The sequence below is a fragment of the Lysobacter korlensis genome, from assembly GCF_042434515.1.
This window is the reverse complement of the sequence record NZ_JBHLTG010000002.1, coordinates 484,796-501,591: the sequence shown is the minus strand read 5'-3', so window position 1 is coordinate 501,591 and position 16,796 is coordinate 484,796. Positions and strand designations below refer to the sequence as shown.

Annotated in this window: 22 protein-coding genes; 10 read left to right on the top strand and 12 right to left on the bottom strand. The window is 70.2% G+C overall.

Annotated elements, in window-relative coordinates:
• Positions 1–20: 20 nt before the first annotated feature.
• Complete coding sequence (locus ACFFGH_RS11820; protein WP_386668461.1) at positions 21–965, bottom strand: NAD(P)/FAD-dependent oxidoreductase; 945 nt, start codon at positions 963–965, stop codon at positions 21–23.
• Between the two features lie 82 nt (positions 966–1,047).
• Here ACFFGH_RS11820 and ACFFGH_RS11815 point away from each other — a divergent pair, with 82 nt between their 5' ends.
• The 3 genes from ACFFGH_RS11815 (at position 1,048) to ACFFGH_RS11805 (ending at position 2,971) form a co-directional block, all read left to right on the top strand.
• Positions 1,048–1,605: a helix-turn-helix domain-containing protein gene (locus tag ACFFGH_RS11815; RefSeq protein WP_386668460.1), complete on the top strand. Its 558-nt coding sequence runs from the start codon at positions 1,048–1,050 to the stop codon at positions 1,603–1,605.
• A 49-nt stretch (positions 1,606–1,654) separates the two neighbouring features.
• Positions 1,655–2,287: a DUF998 domain-containing protein gene (locus ACFFGH_RS11810; protein ID WP_386668459.1), complete on the top strand. Its 633-nt coding sequence runs from the start codon at positions 1,655–1,657 to the stop codon at positions 2,285–2,287.
• Positions 2,288–2,362: 75 nt separating this feature from the next.
• Complete coding sequence (locus ACFFGH_RS11805; RefSeq protein WP_386668457.1) at positions 2,363–2,971, top strand: GyrI-like domain-containing protein; 609 nt, start codon at positions 2,363–2,365, stop codon at positions 2,969–2,971.
• 29 nt (positions 2,972–3,000) lie between these two features.
• Here ACFFGH_RS11805 and ACFFGH_RS11800 read toward each other — a convergent pair whose 3' ends face one another.
• The 7 genes from ACFFGH_RS11800 to ACFFGH_RS11770 form a co-directional block, all read right to left on the bottom strand.
• Complete coding sequence (locus ACFFGH_RS11800; protein WP_386668455.1) at positions 3,001–3,312, bottom strand: HNH endonuclease; 312 nt, start codon at positions 3,310–3,312, stop codon at positions 3,001–3,003.
• A gap of 144 nt (positions 3,313–3,456) precedes the next feature.
• Complete coding sequence (locus ACFFGH_RS11795) at positions 3,457–4,647, bottom strand: winged helix DNA-binding domain-containing protein (RefSeq protein ID WP_386668454.1); 1,191 nt, start codon at positions 4,645–4,647, stop codon at positions 3,457–3,459.
• Between the two features lie 67 nt (positions 4,648–4,714).
• Positions 4,715–5,137 carry a VOC family protein gene (locus ACFFGH_RS11790; RefSeq protein ID WP_386668452.1) on the bottom strand — a complete coding sequence of 141 codons (423 nt, stop codon included), beginning with the start codon at positions 5,135–5,137 and terminating at the stop codon, positions 4,715–4,717.
• Between the two features lie 58 nt (positions 5,138–5,195).
• Positions 5,196–5,564, bottom strand: coding sequence for a VOC family protein (locus ACFFGH_RS11785; protein WP_386668450.1), 369 nt, complete (start codon positions 5,562–5,564; stop codon positions 5,196–5,198).
• Positions 5,565–5,672: 108 nt separating this feature from the next.
• Positions 5,673–6,464: an ABC transporter permease gene (locus ACFFGH_RS11780; RefSeq protein ID WP_386668448.1), complete on the bottom strand. Its 792-nt coding sequence runs from the start codon at positions 6,462–6,464 to the stop codon at positions 5,673–5,675.
• A gap of 49 nt (positions 6,465–6,513) precedes the next feature.
• Positions 6,514–7,548: an ATP-binding cassette domain-containing protein gene (locus ACFFGH_RS11775; RefSeq protein WP_386668446.1), complete on the bottom strand. Its 1,035-nt coding sequence runs from the start codon at positions 7,546–7,548 to the stop codon at positions 6,514–6,516.
• Positions 7,549–7,629: 81 nt separating this feature from the next.
• Positions 7,630–7,863 (bottom strand): hypothetical protein, encoded by a 234-nt coding sequence (locus tag ACFFGH_RS11770; RefSeq protein WP_386668444.1) that lies wholly within the window; start codon positions 7,861–7,863, stop codon positions 7,630–7,632.
• Between ACFFGH_RS11770 and ACFFGH_RS11765 the strand changes: the two genes are divergently transcribed.
• From ACFFGH_RS11765 to ACFFGH_RS11745, 5 genes are all read left to right on the top strand, one after another.
• The gene (locus ACFFGH_RS11765; RefSeq protein WP_386668442.1) at positions 7,843–8,427 is read left to right on the top strand and encodes a GNAT family N-acetyltransferase; all 585 of its coding nucleotides are present in this window, start codon (positions 7,843–7,845) and stop codon (positions 8,425–8,427) included. The two genes, ACFFGH_RS11770 and ACFFGH_RS11765, sit on opposite strands and share 21 nt — an antisense overlap.
• Positions 8,424–9,365, top strand: a complete 942-nt coding sequence (locus tag ACFFGH_RS11760) for a hypothetical protein (protein WP_386668441.1) — start codon at positions 8,424–8,426, stop codon at positions 9,363–9,365. The genes ACFFGH_RS11765 and ACFFGH_RS11760 overlap by 4 nt, the downstream gene beginning before the upstream one ends.
• A gap of 108 nt (positions 9,366–9,473) precedes the next feature.
• Positions 9,474–9,773, top strand: coding sequence for a Dabb family protein (locus ACFFGH_RS11755; RefSeq protein WP_386668439.1), 300 nt, complete (start codon positions 9,474–9,476; stop codon positions 9,771–9,773).
• 111 nt (positions 9,774–9,884) lie between these two features.
• Entirely contained in the window at positions 9,885–10,862 is a 978-nt protein-coding gene (locus ACFFGH_RS11750) for a helix-turn-helix transcriptional regulator (RefSeq protein WP_386668438.1), read from the top strand.
• Positions 10,863–10,912: 50 nt separating this feature from the next.
• Entirely contained in the window at positions 10,913–11,884 is a 972-nt protein-coding gene (locus ACFFGH_RS11745; RefSeq protein ID WP_386668436.1) for a serine hydrolase domain-containing protein, read from the top strand.
• A gap of 48 nt (positions 11,885–11,932) precedes the next feature.
• On the opposite strand, the gene ACFFGH_RS11740 is transcribed toward ACFFGH_RS11745, so the two are convergent.
• Positions 11,933–12,454 carry a VOC family protein gene (locus ACFFGH_RS11740; RefSeq protein WP_386668434.1) on the bottom strand — a complete coding sequence of 174 codons (522 nt, stop codon included), beginning with the start codon at positions 12,452–12,454 and terminating at the stop codon, positions 11,933–11,935.
• A gap of 68 nt (positions 12,455–12,522) precedes the next feature.
• Between ACFFGH_RS11740 and ACFFGH_RS11735 the strand changes: the two genes are divergently transcribed.
• On the top strand, positions 12,523–13,974 hold the full coding sequence (locus tag ACFFGH_RS11735) for a glycosyltransferase (RefSeq protein ID WP_386668432.1): 1,452 nt from the start codon (positions 12,523–12,525) through the stop codon (positions 13,972–13,974).
• Positions 13,975–14,014: 40 nt separating this feature from the next.
• On the opposite strand, the gene ACFFGH_RS11730 is transcribed toward ACFFGH_RS11735, so the two are convergent.
• Complete coding sequence (locus ACFFGH_RS11730) at positions 14,015–15,343, bottom strand: hypothetical protein (RefSeq protein ID WP_386668429.1); 1,329 nt, start codon at positions 15,341–15,343, stop codon at positions 14,015–14,017.
• A 131-nt stretch (positions 15,344–15,474) separates the two neighbouring features.
• Between ACFFGH_RS11730 and ACFFGH_RS11725 the strand changes: the two genes are divergently transcribed.
• Positions 15,475–15,864, top strand: a complete 390-nt coding sequence (locus ACFFGH_RS11725; protein ID WP_386668427.1) for a DUF1801 domain-containing protein — start codon at positions 15,475–15,477, stop codon at positions 15,862–15,864.
• A gap of 52 nt (positions 15,865–15,916) precedes the next feature.
• On the opposite strand, the gene ACFFGH_RS11720 is transcribed toward ACFFGH_RS11725, so the two are convergent.
• Entirely contained in the window at positions 15,917–16,438 is a 522-nt protein-coding gene (locus tag ACFFGH_RS11720; RefSeq protein ID WP_386668425.1) for an SRPBCC family protein, read from the bottom strand.
• Positions 16,435–16,773 (bottom strand): ArsR/SmtB family transcription factor, encoded by a 339-nt coding sequence (locus ACFFGH_RS11715; protein ID WP_386668423.1) that lies wholly within the window; start codon positions 16,771–16,773, stop codon positions 16,435–16,437. Before ACFFGH_RS11715 ends, ACFFGH_RS11720 begins: the two co-directional genes overlap by 4 nt.
• Between the last annotated feature and the right edge of the window lie 23 nt (positions 16,774–16,796).

Here is a 16,796-nt window from a genome sequence, read left to right as displayed (position 1 = left end):
ATAGGACGGCCTTCGGCTGTCTACTCAACCAGGGAGTGGGATGCGGCCGCCGCCAGCGCGAGGTCGAAGTCCTCGGTGACGAGCGCCGCGTTGACGGCCGCGCCGGTGAACGATCCGGCACCGATCGACAGCGGCACGGTGGCCGACGGGTTCACCACGTTGCCGACGGCCCAGATCCGTTTGCTGCTGGTGCGGTTCATTGCGTCGACGGCGACGAACGAGCCGGCCGGTGTCTCGGTGCGCGACAGGCCGAGGTGACTGAGGAACCCGTCGTGCGGGCGTAGGGTGCCGCCGGTGAAGATGGCGTCGACCGGCACCTCGCGGCCGTCGGCGAGCCGCACCGCCGTGAGGGCATCGCCATCGCCGAGGAGTTCGACGACCGGCTCGGCGACCAGCTCCACTCCGCGCGCCCGGAACCGTGCCTCCTCCTCGGCGGTGAGCGGATCGAGCCCGGCGGTGAAGACGACGACGCGGTCGCTCCACTGCCGGATCAGGTGCGCCAGGTGCAGCTGCAGCGGCGAGGTTGTCAGCACCCCGAGCCGCTGGTTCCGCACCTCCCAGCCGTGGCAATAGGGGCAGTGCAGCACACTGCGGCCCCACCGCTCGGCGAGACCGGGGATCGCGGGAAGCTCGTCGGTCAGCCCGGTCGCCGCGATCACGGCCCGGGCGGTCAGCACCCCACCGTCGGCGACCGTCACCACCACGCCGTCCTCGGTCTCGTCCACCCGCTCCACCGTGCCCTCGGCGAACTCGACGCCGTAGCCGGACGCTTCCGCCCTGCCGTGCTCGAGCAGCTCCGAAGGCGGTGTGCCCTCGTTGCCGAGCACCCCATGCATGTGGTCGGCGAACCGGTTGCGCGGGCTTCCGGCGTCGATCACCAGGGTGCGCCGCCCCGCTCGTCCCAGCATGAGGCTCGCCGAAAGCCCCGCCGCGCTGCCACCGATCACGATCACGTCCCATTCCATGCATCGAGCATCACCCGCTGCGGCGCTACACTGCAAGCTGTCTTGCGGAATCGGCAAGTGCGTCGACAGGAGGGTGTGCCGGATGGTGCAGGAGCTCGAGCAGGTCGGTTCACGGCTGCGGGCGGTGCGGCATTCCCGCGGCTGGACGCTCGACGAGCTCGCCACCCGTGCCGGCATGTCGGCAAGCACCCTGTCGCGGCTGGAGTCCGGCAAGCGGCAGGCGAGCCTGGAGCTGCTGCTGCCGCTCACCCGGCAGCTCGGCATCCGCATCGACGACCTGCTGCCGACCGAGGCTCCCGATCCGCGGGTGCGCCGACCGATTCTCCGCCGCGACGGACTGATCATCGCCCCGCTCGCACCGGAGGCGTCCCCGGTGCACACCTACAAGATCACCTACCCGCCCGTCAGCGAGCTGCCCGAGCTGCGCGTGCACGACGGGTTCGAGTGGCTCTACGTGCTCACCGGAAAGCTGCGGCTGCGGCTCGGTGAGCAGGATCTGACGCTGACGCGGGGCGAGGCGGCGGAGTTCGACACCCGCATCCCGCACGCGATGTGCGCCGCCGGCGGGCGCCCCGCGCAGGTGCTCAGCATCTTCGACGACTCGGGCGCCAGGATGCACACCCACGTCGCCGAAGCGTGACCCACGGCGGCAGGCGCGCATCACGCCTTGCCGCGGCGAGAATGGGGGAATGGCGGAGGTTTCGCGGAGGCGACGCTTCGCCACAGCGGCGATGATCGGCGTCGTCGTCTACGCACTCGTCGTCGGCGTCCTGCAACTGCTGCCCCCGCATTACGACCCGATCCGCGAGGCCGAGAGCAACCTGGCGGTCGGCCCGTTCGGGTGGATCATGAACCTCAACTTCCTCGGCCGCACCGTGACAACGGCGTTCGCGTTGCTGGCCATCAGCCGAGTCGGACCGGCGACCGGGTTGCGGCGGGTCGGGCTCATCTCGTTCGGCATCGGAGGCGCATCGTCGGCGGTGCTCGCCTTCTTCGCCACCGATGTCGACGTTCCTTCCGGTACTGGCAGCGCGACGTCCACACCGAGTGGGCTCGTGCACCTGCTCGTTGCCGCGATCGGGTTCGCCGCCGCGCTCCTCGGCATCCTGATTCTCACCGCGTGGCTGCGATACCAGTCGGAGCTGCGCCAGACGTATCGGGTTGCGCTGGCCTTCGCCGCCCTTGCCGCCGGCGGCGCCCTCTGGCTCGCGCTCAGCGCCACCGTGGCCCCCGGTCTGATCGGGTTGGCGGAGCGAATCTGCCTGACCGGGGTTCTCGGCTGGACCTTCTTCGTGTGCGCGGGCATCCGCCGCGCATCCTGATGGCGGTGGGTCGCGGCTGCACCCCAACGGGCATCGCCCTTCCGCGACCATGCCGCACTCTGCTTCGCTGGAGACGTGAAGACCGACTTCCGCACTGAACGGCCCGACCTGTACTCGCCGAAGGCGGACGGATTCAGCGTCGTCGACGTTCCGCCGTTCCGGTTCGCCATGATCGACGGGCGCGGGGATCCCAACACCAGCCCGGAGTATGCCGCGGCGGTCGAGGCGCTGTACTCCGTCTCGTATGCCGCGAAGTTCGCCAGCAAGGCCGAGCTGCATCGCGACTGTGTCGTGGGTCCGCTCGAGGGGCTCTGGGACGCCGAGCGCATGGCCTCGTTTCTCGACCGCTCGAAGAGCGAGTGGCGCTGGACGATGATGATCCGCCAGCCGGACTGGATTCCGCCCGAGCTCTGGGAGCACGCGATCGCCAAGGCGGCGAAGAAGCGACCCGGTGTCGCGAATGTGCGGCTGGAGACCTTCACGGAGGGGCTGTCGGTGCAGATCCTGCACATCGGCAGCTACGACGACGAGGGGCCGACGCTCGCCCGGCTGCATGACGAATATCTCCCCGCGCACGGCTATGCCGAGACCGGGCGGCACCACGAGATCTACCTCAGCGACCCGAGGAGGGTGGCGGCGGCGAAGCTGAAGACGGTGCTGCGCCAGCCGGTGAAGACGAGGTAGCTCACGCCGACATCACCGTGGACGGCGGCTCAGCGCGGGGGTTCCGGATCGTCGCTCGCCACCAGCCGCGCGGTGATGTCGTGCCACCGCAGCAGGAATGCGGGCTCGTCCAGGCCGCGCCGGCGCATCCACGACGTGACCTCGGAATGCCACTTGCTGGTATTGCACGTGCGACACGCGGGGACCACGTTGGAGATTGTGTAGCGCCCTCCACGGGCCAGCGGCAGCACGCAGTCCCGCTGGAGCGCCGACTCCTGGGCGCCGCAGTATGCGCAACCGCCCCACGCGCCGACGATCAGTCTCCACTCGGCCGGGGTGAGGTCGTTGTCGGCGCGGCGCATGCGCCCGGTCCGACGTCGAGCCGCCCGATCCCGACCGCGCTTGCCACCCGCAACCCGCACACGCTCACGCTAGCTGCGAAACCCCGACGCCGGCGCGACCGACTCGGCCCGGATTCGTGCACGGCAGGTTCGGGGAGCGGCCTCTCACCGAGCGGCAGCCCCGGAGCCGGCGGCCGCGAACAGCGGAGCCGGGTACCGCATCAGCACCCGCGTTCCGCCGAGCCACGCAGCAAGCCTCGCGGCCTCATCGTCCAGGGCACGGCGCGCATCCGACCCGACGTCCTCAAGCAGCTGCAGCACCACCTCGCCGTCCTCGCCCTGCCGCCAGCCGCCGACGATGCGGCCGTCCCACCAGACGGTGGGTCCGGCGTTGCCGGCCGTGTCGAACAGCTGCGACTTGTAAGGCCCGAGGTACCAGGAACGGTCGATCCAGCCCATCGTGGTCGGATCGAGCGCGGGGAGCAGCGCGGCCCAGGGCTCGACGGGGTCGGTCGTCTCCAGATCGTCGGGCAGGAGGTGGCCGGTCCGCCCGTCGAGGTCGACCTCGATCGCCCCGACCTCCGCCAGCGCGCGCCGCACCGCGGTGAGCGTCGATCCGAGCCACCACTTGAGGTCGGCCTCCGTGCCCGGGCCGAACGCGCGGAGCCACTGCCGCACCAGCTCGGCGGTTCCCGCCGCGTCGGAGAGCGGCTGCAGCGGCTCGCCGATCCAGGCTTCCGTCGTCGACCAGCGCGGCCGGGACGTCGACCAGCTTCCGTCGTTCCTCGCGCGCAGGATGCGGCCCGACGTCGACAGCACGGTCAGCACGCGCGGCGCGACCGCCGCCCGGCCGCCCCAGCGTTTGCCGACCCCGAACTCGATGGAGCCCTCGAGCAGCGGGATTTCCTTGCGCAGCTGCGCCATCGTGGCCTCGCGACCGTCGGAGAGGATCTCCAGAACCGCCGCCGACGCGTCGTCGAGCCATCGGGACCCGTCGCTGTGCAGGCCGGCGGCCTCGACGTCGCGGATCAGCCGGGGACGCTCCGCGACGGCCACGCGTTCGCTGGCGCCCGCCTGCGCGAAGGGAAGCGTCTCGCGCGGGAAGGCGAAGAGAGTGCGGCGCATCGCCAGGTGCTTCACCAGCGTCCGGTCCTCGTACAGCGCCCGCTCCATGTCCGCCATGGCGAAGCCGTCGACCCGCGCCCACGCCGACAGGTACACCGTCACCGGCTCGGTCGCGTGCAGGCACACCATGCTGCGAGTCGCCTCGAGCACGTCTCCGGCGCGGGCCGCGGGTGCGAGGCGGTGCCGGCGGGCGAGGCGGGCGCGCCGCTCCTCGACTCCGATCCTCAGCATCGCGCTGGCCCGGTGTCGCTGCCGGATGCCGTTCGCGGGTCCGAGCGGAGCGCGCGGGCACCCACCGTCATGCGTCGCGGAGGTGCATCGCGAAGGTCCACAGATGGCCCTCCGGATCGGCCGCCCGATACACCCGATCGCCGTACGGCTCGTCCGTCGGCTCCGCGACGATGACGGCGCCGGCCGCCCGGGCGCGCTCGCAATGCGCATCCAGGTCCTCGGTGAGCAGCACGTGCACCGTCTGCGTGTTCACACCCTCGACGGATGCGGGGCTGCGAACCGTTGCGTTCCACTCGCCGCCGGCCATGACCCGGCCCCGCCCGCCGACCCCCAGCTCGTAATGGCTCATCGTCTGGTTCCCGCCGGGGCCGTCGATCGCCTCCGTGATCTCGAAGCCGAACGCCCGCTCCAGCCAGGCGACGGCCGCCTTCGGCTCTTGGTAGTGCACCGCCGGGGTGAACGTCGGGTCGGTGCTGGATGTGTCGGTCATGGCGACTCCTTCGCGACGGTCCGGGGATCCGTGCCGCCAGGCTAGCCCGCACGGTATCTCAGGAGTAGGCCGGCAGCTGCTGCAGCGCCCAGCCGTTGCCGTCCGGGTCGGAGAAGTACACGAAGCGGCCCCACTGCTGCTCGTCGACGTCGCTCGCCTGCACGCCCTTCGCGCGAAGGTCGGCGAGCGCCGCGTCCGCGTCGGCGACGACGCACTGGATGCCCTGCAGGCTCCCCGGCTTCATCTCCGTGAAGTTGTAGTCGAGCACGATCGAGCAGGCGGAGCCGGGCGGGGTGAGCTGCACGAAGCGGATGTTCTCATCGACCCGGTGGTCGTGGTCCGCGGAAAAGCCGATGCGCGTGTAGAAGTCCTTCGCGCGGTCGATGTCGGAGACGGGGACGGCGAGGAGTTCGATCTTCATGTCCATTTGGAGTGGTCCTTTCTGGTCTTGGTCCCTTCGACGGGCTCAGGGACCGTGGATTCGGTGAGTGGTTTCGAGACGGCCGCGGGCGGCCTCCTCAACCACCGGGTGGGGTTATGCGCTCCTGCGGATCATCCGGATGCCGACCACCAGGCCGAGGAGGGCGAGCAGCGCGGCGCTGAGAACGCCCCAGCCGATGGCCGCGTTGGCGAAGTCGCCGGCGAAGAGCGCACGCTCTGCCTGCACCACGTGGTTGATCGGGTTCACGGTCGCGACGGCGCGCATCCAGTCGGGTGCTGCGTCGAGGGGGAGCAGCATGCCGCTGAGGATCATCAGCGGGAAGATCAGTGTCTGCTGCACGCCCCAGAACAGCCAGTCCCGGTTGCGGCTTGCGAGCGCCAGCGCGTAGCTGAGTGAGCCGAGCCCGACACCGAAGATCGCCAGCAGGATCAGGCCGGCGACCATCCCCATCCAGTTGACGCGGAAGCCGAACGGGATGGTCACGAGGGTGATGATCGTCGCCTGCACGATGATCGGCGCCATCTCCTTCAGCGCCCGGCCGATCAGCAGCGACGACCGGGCGATCGGCGCGACGAGGGTGCGCTCGTGGGATCCGGTCTGCATCTCCCACAGCAGGTTCGCGCCGGTCGAGCCGGTGCCGAACAGCACGATCATCACCAGGATGCCGGGCACGAACCAGGTCAGCGTCTCGCTCACCGGGGCTCCGGAGTTGCCGACCAGGAGCGGACCGAACAGGCCGAGGAAGACCAGCGGCTGCAGGAGGCTGAAGATCAGGGAGAACGGGTCGCGGAGCACCGGGCGGAGTTCGCGGACGAAGACGTTGACGCTGTCGCGGGCGACATTGGGGCGGGCGGGGAGCTTTGCGGATGCCGTGGTGGCGGTCATTTCTGGAGTCCTTCGGATGTGTGGGCTTGTCGCAGGGACCGGGGTTGGGTCAGCGGGTGGCGGGCGCTCCGGCAGGCTCAGCGACCGCCGATTCCTCCTCGTCGGAGGCTGGGGCGTCGCCGGCGTCGCGGAGGGAGCGGCCGGTGAGGGCGAGGAACACGTCGTCGAGGGTGGGCTGGCGGAGGGTCGCAGAGGAGACCGGGATGCCGGCCGCATCCAGCGCGCGGAGGAGCGCCGGGAGGATCAGCTCGCCGCGGTCCACCGTGAGCTCGATGCCTGCGGGCGACGGGGAGACCAGGGACGGCCGCGCCACCTCGTCGATCACCGTCCGGGCCCGCTCCTCGTCCGTCTGATCGCGGACGCCGATCCCGATCACGTCGCCGGCGAGGTTCGACTTCAGGGCGGGTGCGGTGTCGTCCGCGATGACGCGGCCCTTGTCCATCACCAGCACCCGCTCTGCGTGCCGGTCGGCCTCCTCGAGATAGTGGGTGGTGACGAAGATCGTGGTGCCGTGCGTCTGCCGCAGCTCGTGGATGTGCTTCCACAGGTTCGCGCGGCTCTGCGGGTCGAGCCCGGTGGACGGCTCGTCGAGGAACAGCAGCTCGGGGGAGTGGATCAGGCCCAACGCGATGTCCAGCCGCCGCTTCTGCCCGCCGGAGAGCTTCAGGATGGTGCGGGTCGCGAGCCCCGCGAGGTCGAGGGATTCGAGCAGCTCATCCGTCCGCTTCACCGTGGCGGCCCGGCTCATCCCGTAGAACGCGCCCTGCGTGAGCATCTCGTCGCGCACCCGCTGCGAGTGCCCGCCGCTCGTCCCCTGCCCGATGTAGCCGATTCGCCGGCGGACCGCGGCGGGATCCTTGCGGATGTCGAAGCCGACCACCGTGGCGGTGCCGGAGGTCGGAGGCAGGAGGGTGGTGAGCATGCGCAGGCTGGTCGACTTGCCGGCGCCGTTCGGTCCGAGGAAGGCGACCAGCTCGCCGCGGCCGACGTCGAGATTGAGGTCGACGACCGCGTGCACGGGCGACTTCTTGACGGTGAAGGTCTTGCTGAGGCCGCGAGAGGAGAGGATCGGTTCTGCTGTCATGCGAGCACGGTAGAACCGGATGCGGACAGGTACTGTCCTCATCCGGAAACCGGCTCGATGGACGTGTGCTTGAAGCCCTACTCAGTCATCGGCGCCGGTCGACTGTCGCCGACGCCGGACTGTGCTCCGCACCAGGGTCACGGCGAGGAAGACGAACGCCATCAGGATGGCCAGGGTGACGATCCACCACAGATTCAGCAGGAGCCACCACACGACGTAGTCCACGCGGTCAGCATGGCACGCCTTCCGGTATGCGCCGTTGTGGCTGTCGGGGGTGACGGACAGGATGAAGGCATGGCGGAGCTCGAAGTGCACCCGGCCATCGGCCGGTTCGACGACGTGGCCGCCATTCTGGCGCCGCGGGGCGTCGATGCACCCGCGTGCTGGTGCCTCAGCTACCGGGTGACCTCGGGTGAGAACAACCGGCTGCGCGGCGCCGAGCGACCCGAGTTCGTGCGGAAGCTGACCGAACGGGAGCCGTCCCCGGGGATGGTGGCGTACGTCGACGGCGAGCCGGCCGGATGGTGCGGCTCCGGTCTCCGCTCCCAGATGGGACGGCTGGTGCGTTCGCGCACGATCCCGATGGTCGATGAGCGGGCGGTGTGGAGCATCGTGTGCTTCGTCGTGAAAACACCCTACCGACGTCAGGGCGTGGCACGGGCGCTGCTCGACGCCACCGTCGAGTACGCCCGCGGGCAGCATGTCGCCGCTGTGGAGGCATATCCGGTCGACACCGAAGGCGACAAGATCAGCAGCACCTTCGCCTACATGGGCACCACATCGTTCTACGAGAAGGCCGGCTTCGAGCGCGTGCTGCGAACCGAAGCCAGAAGCGGCGGCCGTCCGCGATGGATCATGAGAAAGGACCTGTCAGCGTGAACCCGGTGCTGGAGAAGAACGTTCTGGACTGGCTGCTCGACTCGGACCCGTCAATCCGATGGCAGGTGATGCGCGATGTGACCGACGCACCGCCGGATGAGGTTGCGGCCGAGCGCGCTCGCGTCGCCCGCGAGGGCTGGGGCGCCCGGCTGCTCGAGCTGCAGGACGAGAGCGGCACCTGGGCGGGCGACGTGTACAACCCGCCGTACCGCGGCGTCACCTTCACCCTGGATCTGCTGCAGCGACTCGGCATCGACCCGGCCGCGGACGAGACCCGACGAGCGATCGCGAAGGTCCACGACCTCCGCGCGGACGACTGGGGCGGCGACCCGTTCTTCGCCGGGGAGACCGAGCCATGTGTCAACGGGCGGATCCTCGGCGAGGCCGCCTACTTCGGCGAACTGGACTACGCCGACCGGATTCTCGAGCGGCTGCTCGCCGACGAGCTCGGCGACGGCGGCTGGAACTGCGAAGCGCCCGGCAACTCGAACGTCTCCTCCTTCGACACGACCATCTGCGTGCTGGAGGGCTACCTCGACTACGAGAACGCGGTCGGCGCGACGCCTGCGATCACCGAGGCCCGGCGTCGCGGCGAGGAGTACATGCTGGAGCGGCGGCTGTTCCGGCGGAAGTCCACCGGCGAGATCATCGACAAGCAGTTCGTGAACTTCGGATTCCCGCCGCAGTACTTCTACGACGTGCTCCGCGGTCTGGAATACTTCCGCGCGTCCGGCCGCCAGCCGGAGGAGCGGATGCGGGAGGCGATCGACCTCGTACGCGACAAGCGGCAGGAGGACGGCCGGTGGCTGCTCGACACCCGGTACCGCGAATGGGGCGGGCTGTTCTTCACCCTCGACGAGGAGGTGGGGGAGCCGAGCCGGTGGAACACGCTCCGCGCGCTGCGGGTGCTGCGCTGGGCGGAGCGCGGCGGGTTCTGAGGTTGCCGGGCCCTTCGACAAGCTCGAGTGCGGGGCCCTTCGACAGGCTCAGGGACCGGGTTTCCCGGGTGCTCCGATACAGTTCCGGAGGACCCCCGAAGGAGCACCATGATCCGTCACATCGTCGCCTGGAACCTCGTTGCCACCGACCCGGCAGAGCGCACCACCGCCTTCGAGCAGGTGAAGGCCCAGCTCGAGGGGCTCGGCGGGGTGGTGCCGGGCCTGCGCAGCATAAGCGTCTCGCGTGATGTCGGAGCCACCGCCGGCAACTGGGACATCGTGCTCGTCTCCGAGCATGACGACGAGGAAGCCTTGGCGGTCTATCAGCAGCACCCGGACCACGTGGTCGCCGCCGGATTCACACGGTCGGTGACGAAAGACCGGGTCAGCGTCGACGTCGAGGTCTAGTTCGCCGCCCTGGCACCCGTGGGTGATTTCGAGACGGCCGCTTCGCGGGCTCCTCAACCACCGTGGTCATCGCGGACAACAGCTGTCCGCGATGAGGGGCACAATGGCATCATGACCGAGTCCACCACCTCGCGGGTGCTGTCGCTGCTGAACCTGCTGCAGACGCATCGGCACTGGACCGGCACGGAGCTCGCCGACCGGCTTCGCGTCACCACGCGCACGCTCCGCCGTGATGTCGAGCGGCTCCGCGACCTGGGATACCGGGTGGAGTCGCTGCCCGGCGCCGCCGGCGGGTACCGCCTCGAGGCCGGTTCCGCCCTGCCGCCGCTGCTTCTGACCGACGACGAGGCGGTCACCATGGCGATCGGCCTCCGGGTCGCCGCCACGCAGGGTCTCACTCACGGCGCCGACACCACCCTCACCGCGCTCGCGAAGCTCGAGCAGGTGCTGCCGTCAGGCCTCCGCCAGCGGGTCAACGCCCTGGCCGTGACGGTGCAGCCGCTGCGGCCGCTGTACGGATCCCCGAATCCGCCGGTCTCCGCCGAGCTGCTCGGCCAGCTCGCGCTCGCCTGCCGCGACCACGAGCGCATCCGGTTCGGATACGTGTCCGGAAGCGGGGACGAGACCAGGCGGCTCGTCGAGCCCCACGCCCTCGTCTCCTCCGACCGGGCGTGGTTCCTGGTCTGCTGGGACGTGCACCGGAACGACTGGCGCACGTTCCGCGCCGACCGGATGAGCGACCTGTTCCTCACCCGGGCCCACTTCACGCCGCGCGAGCTGCCCGCAGAGGACGCCGCCGAGTTCGTGGCGGCGGCCGCCACCTCTGTGCCGCTACCGCGCAACGCGGAAGTGGTGATGCGGATGCCGATCGGTGAGATGCGTGCCCACTTCGGGCCCTGGGCGCGTGGCGCGGAGCCGGTCGGGACGGACCGGACCCGCTGGCCGATCGGCGGCCGAAGCAACGAGGAGCTGCTCTCTGCGCTGGCCTGGGTGCCGGCCGGCGTGGAGTACGAGGTGCGCGGCGACGAGGAGTTCACCCGGTTCCTGCGCGACACCGCCGATCGGATGGTGCACGCGCTTCCAGCCTGAGCGGGACGACCGCGCCGCTTGCTGACGCCGGTGCCGGTAGCGTGACGGTCGTGACGTTCTCCCCGGATGAGGTGCTGGCCGATGCCCTGAGGAGACGCATCGGGTCGCGCCATCCGGTGGCTGCAGCGGCGACCGTGTCCGCCGGTCGCATCGGCGTCAGCGCTCTCGGTGCCACCCTCGACGCCGACTTCGAGCTTGGGTCCATCTCGAAGGGGATCACCGGCCTGCTCTACGCCGACGCCATCGAACGGGGAGAGGTCCGCCCGGAATCGACACTGGGCGAGCTGCTCCCGCTGCACGGAAGCGCCGCGGCCGGTGTGACGCTCGCTGCGCTGAGCACGCATACCTCGGGTCTGCCCAGCATCCCGCCCGCAGCTCAGCCGCTGCGGCGATCACTCCGGCTCTGGACGCGCGGCAGCAACCCGTACGGCCAGACCCTCGACCAGGTGCTGAAGCAGACACGAACCGTCACGCTGAGCACACCGCGGCCGCGGTACTCGAACCTGGGCTTCCAGCTGCTCGGCCACGCCGTCGCCAGCGCAGCCGGTCGCAGCTACACCGAGCTGCTCCGGGACCGGCTCACCGAGCCGCTCGGGCTGACCACGATGTACGCGCCGTCGCGGCCGGCCGACCTGAGACCTGCGGCGATCCTCGGCCGGGATCGACGCGGCCGGGCCGCTGAGGCGTGGACGGGCGAGGCGCTTGCACCGGCAGGGGGCATCCGTTCGTCCATCGCTGACGCGGCGGGGCTGGCGCGGGCACTGTTGGACGGGTCGGCACCCGGAACGGCTGCACTCGATCCGGTTCGGAACTACACCGGGCCCGCCGTGCGGATCGGCGCCGGCTGGATCACGCTCGAGACGAGAGGCCGGCAGATCACGTGGCACAACGGGGGGACCGGTGGCTTCCGGACGTGGATCGGGCTGGACCGCGCCGCGGCCACGGCCGTAGTGCTGCTGAGCGCCACCGCCGTTTCGGTGGATCGGCATGGGATGGCGATGCTGCGGGAGCTGGGGGAGTAGACACCGGGTTCCCAAGACGGGGGCTTCACCGCTCCGCGACCAGCGATGTCACTCGGGCGGTGGCGGGCTGATGGGCAGCGGGATCGGTCCGGAGCGCTCAGGGCGTTTGCGGCGGGACAGCCGGTGGCGGCCGTGGCGGTCGCCCAGCTCCACGGTGCCATCGTCCCGAATGAGCCAGCCGGGGTTGTGCGCGACCTCCCAGACGATGCCGTTCGGGTCGCGCACGTACGCGTGGTAGACCCCGCCGAACATGCCGATCTCCGGGAGCTTGAGCACGTGGGCTCCGGCTCCCACCAGTCGCAGCAGCGTCGCGTCGACCTCGTCCATGCTGCCGACACTGCATGTCAGCGTCACCCCGCTGATGCCCGCGGTGATGAGCTCACCGTTCAGATCCCGGTCGAACTTCAGCGCATCGAAGAGGCCGAGCACGCGGCCCGGCGCCACCTGGAAATAGAGGATCACGCCGGTGACATCGGCGATCGGCTCCCAGCCGAGACCGCGCTTGTAGAAGTCCCGGGCGGCGTCGAGATCCGCCGTGGCGAAGGTCAGGAAATGCACCTCGGGGTTCATACGACCGTCTCCTCGCTGAGGGTGCCGATTGCGCCATATTCACCGTATCGACCGCCTAGCCTGTCCGCATGTCCGACGCTCGGCTTCCCGAAGGACGGCACTTCGCACTGACCTGGACCGTTCCCGAGACCTACGGCGGGCAGACGAGCTCCATGCTGCACCGGTCCCGCGCCTTCGTGCAGGTCGGCGGCGTGCCGGTCGACGTGCTGACGTTCGACCCGCGCGCCGACTATCCCGCGTTCGGACAGCGGCTCCGCGAGCGCCGGGAGCTCATCGACGGCATGCGCCTGCTCAATGTGTGGGATTGGCTGCGGGACGCGAAGGTGGCGCGGCGTCCCGAGCCGCTCGGCTCGCCGCAGCGGGTGTTCACCCCACTCGGCGCCGACCCGGCATACCGCTCGGAGCGCCGCGACGGCGTCGAGGTGCTCCGCACCCGGTATGCCGCCGACGGGAAGACGGAGCTGCAGGTCGACCACTTCCGGACGGATGGGTCCCTGCTGCTGAGCGACCGCAGGGACGGCCACCAGGAGGGTGTGGTCGGCGGCCGGTCCCTGGTCCTCTGCGACCGCTCTGGCGAGCCGATCCGGTCGTGGGGAAAGAGCTGGTCTCTCTACAGCTGGTGGCTCGACCGGCTGACCAAGGGCGCCGACGCGTTCCTGATCGTGGACAGCCGGCCGATGGCCGAATACCTGCGGACGTACCGCAAGCCGGGCCGCGCAACCGTGCACGTGGTGCACGGCTCGCACCTGTTGCGGGGCAGGGTCGGACCGTGGGGCAGGCTCGTGCCGAGCCGCGCGGCGGTGTTCCGCGACCTGGACGCCTTCGACTCCGTCGTGTTCCTCACGCACCGACAGCGGCGCGATGCTGAGCTGCTGAGCGGGCGGCACAGGAACCTCGCGGTCATCCCGAACAGCCGTCCGCTGCCTCCGCTCGAGAAGCAGCGCACCGATCGCGCACGGAACGCGGGGGCGATGCTCTCCGCCCTCAGCGAGCTGAAGCGCGTGGACCATGGGATCCGCGCGGTGCTGCTCGCCCGCCGGCTCACCGGCACCGACCTGCACCTCGACATCTACGGCGAGGGCCACCTGCGGCGTGCGCTTCAGCGGCAGATCGCCGAAGCGCACGCCGAGGAGTTCATCCGCCTGCACGGCTATCAGCCAGACGCCCGCGACCGGCTTGCCGAGGTCTCGTTCCTCTTGATGACCTCTCGCACCGAAGGGTTCGCGCTCGTGCTGCTCGAGGCGATGGCCGCCGGCTGCATCCCGATCTCCTACGACATCCGGTACGGGCCCGCGGAGCTCATCGAGCACGGCGAGAACGGCTTCCTCGTGAGCAAGGGAGGCGCCGGTGCCCTCGCGCACGCGATCCTCCAGCTGCAGCGGATGCCGCCAGAGCAGGTGGACCGGATGCGCCGAAACGCCCGCCGCACCGCCGAGCGCTACACGGATGAGGCGGTGCTGCCGCTGTGGACTGCGGAGCTGACCGCGGCGCTGGCGCGGAATCGCGCTTCGCTGCCCTAGACACGGCGACGGACACCGCCCGGACCGATTCCGCCAGGCGTCACTTGTCCGACTGGCGCGGCCCACCTTCGTCGTCGGTGTCCGGGAAGAGATCGGCGGCGAACATCCGGCGCGGGATCGAGTAGTCCGCCAGCGCCAAGAAGAGGCCGACGGCCGGAGCCCAGAGCGAACCGTCCTCCTGCAGCCGGACCACCAGCAGCGTGCCGAAGATCCCGATCGCGCCGAGCGCGAGCAGGTGGTACCACCACGGCCGGGTGCAGGTCACGCGCAGCCACCAGACCGTCAGCGCCGGGAGCTTCGCGGGCGGCCTCGACGGCTTCGGCTCGTTCCGCTCGGCAGCGACGTTGCGCACGTCCCGACGGATCGCCTCCCAGACGCCCCGCAGGAAGCCGGCCGGCCGCACCACCTCGGCGCCCGGCAGCGACATCGGATCGAGGTCGTGGTCGAGCAGATCCACCACGACCGCGGGAAGCCCGAGCGCGTCGGCGAATCGCGGGAATGTCTGTTCGTCGCTGTCCGGGCGCCGCAACGCCAAGCGGAGCCGCTGGGCCGAGTCATCGTCGAGGGCGGCGACCTTCGCCCACGGCTCCCACTCGGGCGGCTCCGGGCGGGTCGCCTCCAGCCACTCGGCGACCGTCTTGCCGGTGTGGTCGCGATGCCACGGGTTCGACGGGTCGAGGAACTCCGCCTCGAAGCCCCACGCGTGTCCGTGCTGGTCGCCCCTCCGGAAGGTGGAGGTGCCGCGCTCGTCGCCCTGTCGCCACAGCACGATCACATCCGGCATGCCCCAAACGCTGGACGCCTCCACAGCCCTGGGCTCGCCGAATGGCGAGATGATCATCCAGTCCCCGAACCGGTTGAGCACCACCGGCGCCTTCGCCTCCCGGGCGATCAGATCCGCTGTCACGGATGATTCCCGTGCGCACATGACCATGGCGTCGACGAGGCGCCGTACGCCCGTCGGCGTCGCAGCGAGGGGCTCGGCCGGCTCACGTTCGAGGTCACCCAGCTGCACCGTCACCCCGAGGGAGTCGACGACAGCGTTGACCTCCTCGACCGACATCGGCGCCCATTCCCGCCCAGGAACGCCGCTCCAGCGGAGCAGTTCGCCTCCGCGGCCGAACATGATCCGCGCGTCGATCCGCAGCCAGTCACCGAGTCCGGTGCGCCAGAAGACGGCCGGGATGCCGTGGTTGGTGAAGATCGTCCGGAAGCGCTCGACCGCGTCCTCCCGCGGGTGCTCGAACGAGATGTCGACCCAGCCCTCAGGCTCCTCCGGCTCCAGCTCCTCCTCGCCTGGTTCGCTCTCGACGACCCGTGCCGTGCCCTCGTCCACGCCATCAGCCGATGAGGCCCCCACGCCGTTCATGTGCCGGAGACTATCGGGCACCGCCCGGAGCGGGGGACATGCCGCGCGGCGGAGAAAACGCCGCGGGGTGTCGAAATGCGGCGCCGCCGTTCGTCTGCAAGGTGAGAGCAGAGTCGTGGGGAGGAGACAGCATGACCTATGCGAAGGACGCGAGGGTCGACGCGTACATCGACGCGCTGCCCGACTGGCAGCAGCAGATCTGCCGTCAGGTGCGCGACCTGGTGCACGCCGCGGACCCCGAGGTGGACGAGACGATCAAGCGCACCGTGCAGCCATACTTCGTGCTCCAGGGCAATGTGTGCGCGCTGCTCTCCGCCAAGGACCACGTGACGGTGTTCCTGTACGACGGCGGCATCGTTCCGGACCCGCACGGCATCGTCACGGGAGGTCACGGCAACCGGACCGGCCGGATGATCGCGATCCACAAGGACGAGCCGGTCAATGCCACTGCACTCGTCGACTACTTCCGGCAGATCATCGCGAACAACCGTGCCGGAGGATGGCGGAAGCTCACGCGGTGACGAGCCGTCGTCCCGTCGGGGCGGCGATGCACCGTCGCCCCGGTCGGCAGCATCAGCTGCGCAGTGACCCGAACCGCTTCTCCCAGACGCCCCGAAGCTCGGTGTAGCGGGCGTCCCACGCGATGCCCGCCGTGCGGGACGGGTCGACCTCCGATGACGGCGCCGCGCCGAGGTGCTCGTCCAGCTGCTCGAGATAGCTCTGCCAACCGGGACCGTAGTAGATCGACTGCGCACCCTCGTGGCGCAGCAGCAGGCGGGCGCCGTCGGCGGCCGGCTCGACGCTGATCCGGAGCGTGGTGGGCTGCTCCTCGATCGCGTGCCACGTGGTCACGAAGCTTCGCGGCGGATCGCATTCGGTCACTGTGCCCGTGCAGTAGACCGAACCGTCGTCGAGCAGCGCCTGCCAGGTGCCGCCCAGTCGCAGCTCGCCGGTGTAGACGTTCATCCACCGCGCGAGCCGGTCGGCATCCGTGATCGCCGACCAGAGGTCGTCCACGTCGGTGGCGAGCACCCGCTCGAATTCCAGGTCGTAGCCTGCGCCGACCTTCGCGACGCTGCCGAAGAGTGAGGTCATTGCTCCGCTTCCTTCCGTTCACGCTTGCCGCGCGTGATCTCTGTCTCGAGCGCGTCCAGCCGCTGGGACCAGAGGGCTCGATAGCGCGCCACCTGCTCCTCGAGCTGCTCCACCACCGCGGGCTCGAGCCGGTAGATGCGGCGCGGTCCCTCTGGCCGCACCGCAACGAACCCGGCCTCGCGCAGCACCCGGAGGTGCTTCGCGACGGCGGGCTGGCTGATGCCGAACTCCTGCTCGACGACCCGCGAGACGGCGCCCGCAGGGGCGTCATCGGCGGCGAGCAGCTCCACGAGCCGCCGCCGCACCGGATCGCCCAGAACGTCGAACGCATGCACAAGCCGAGCATATAACCGGGCGG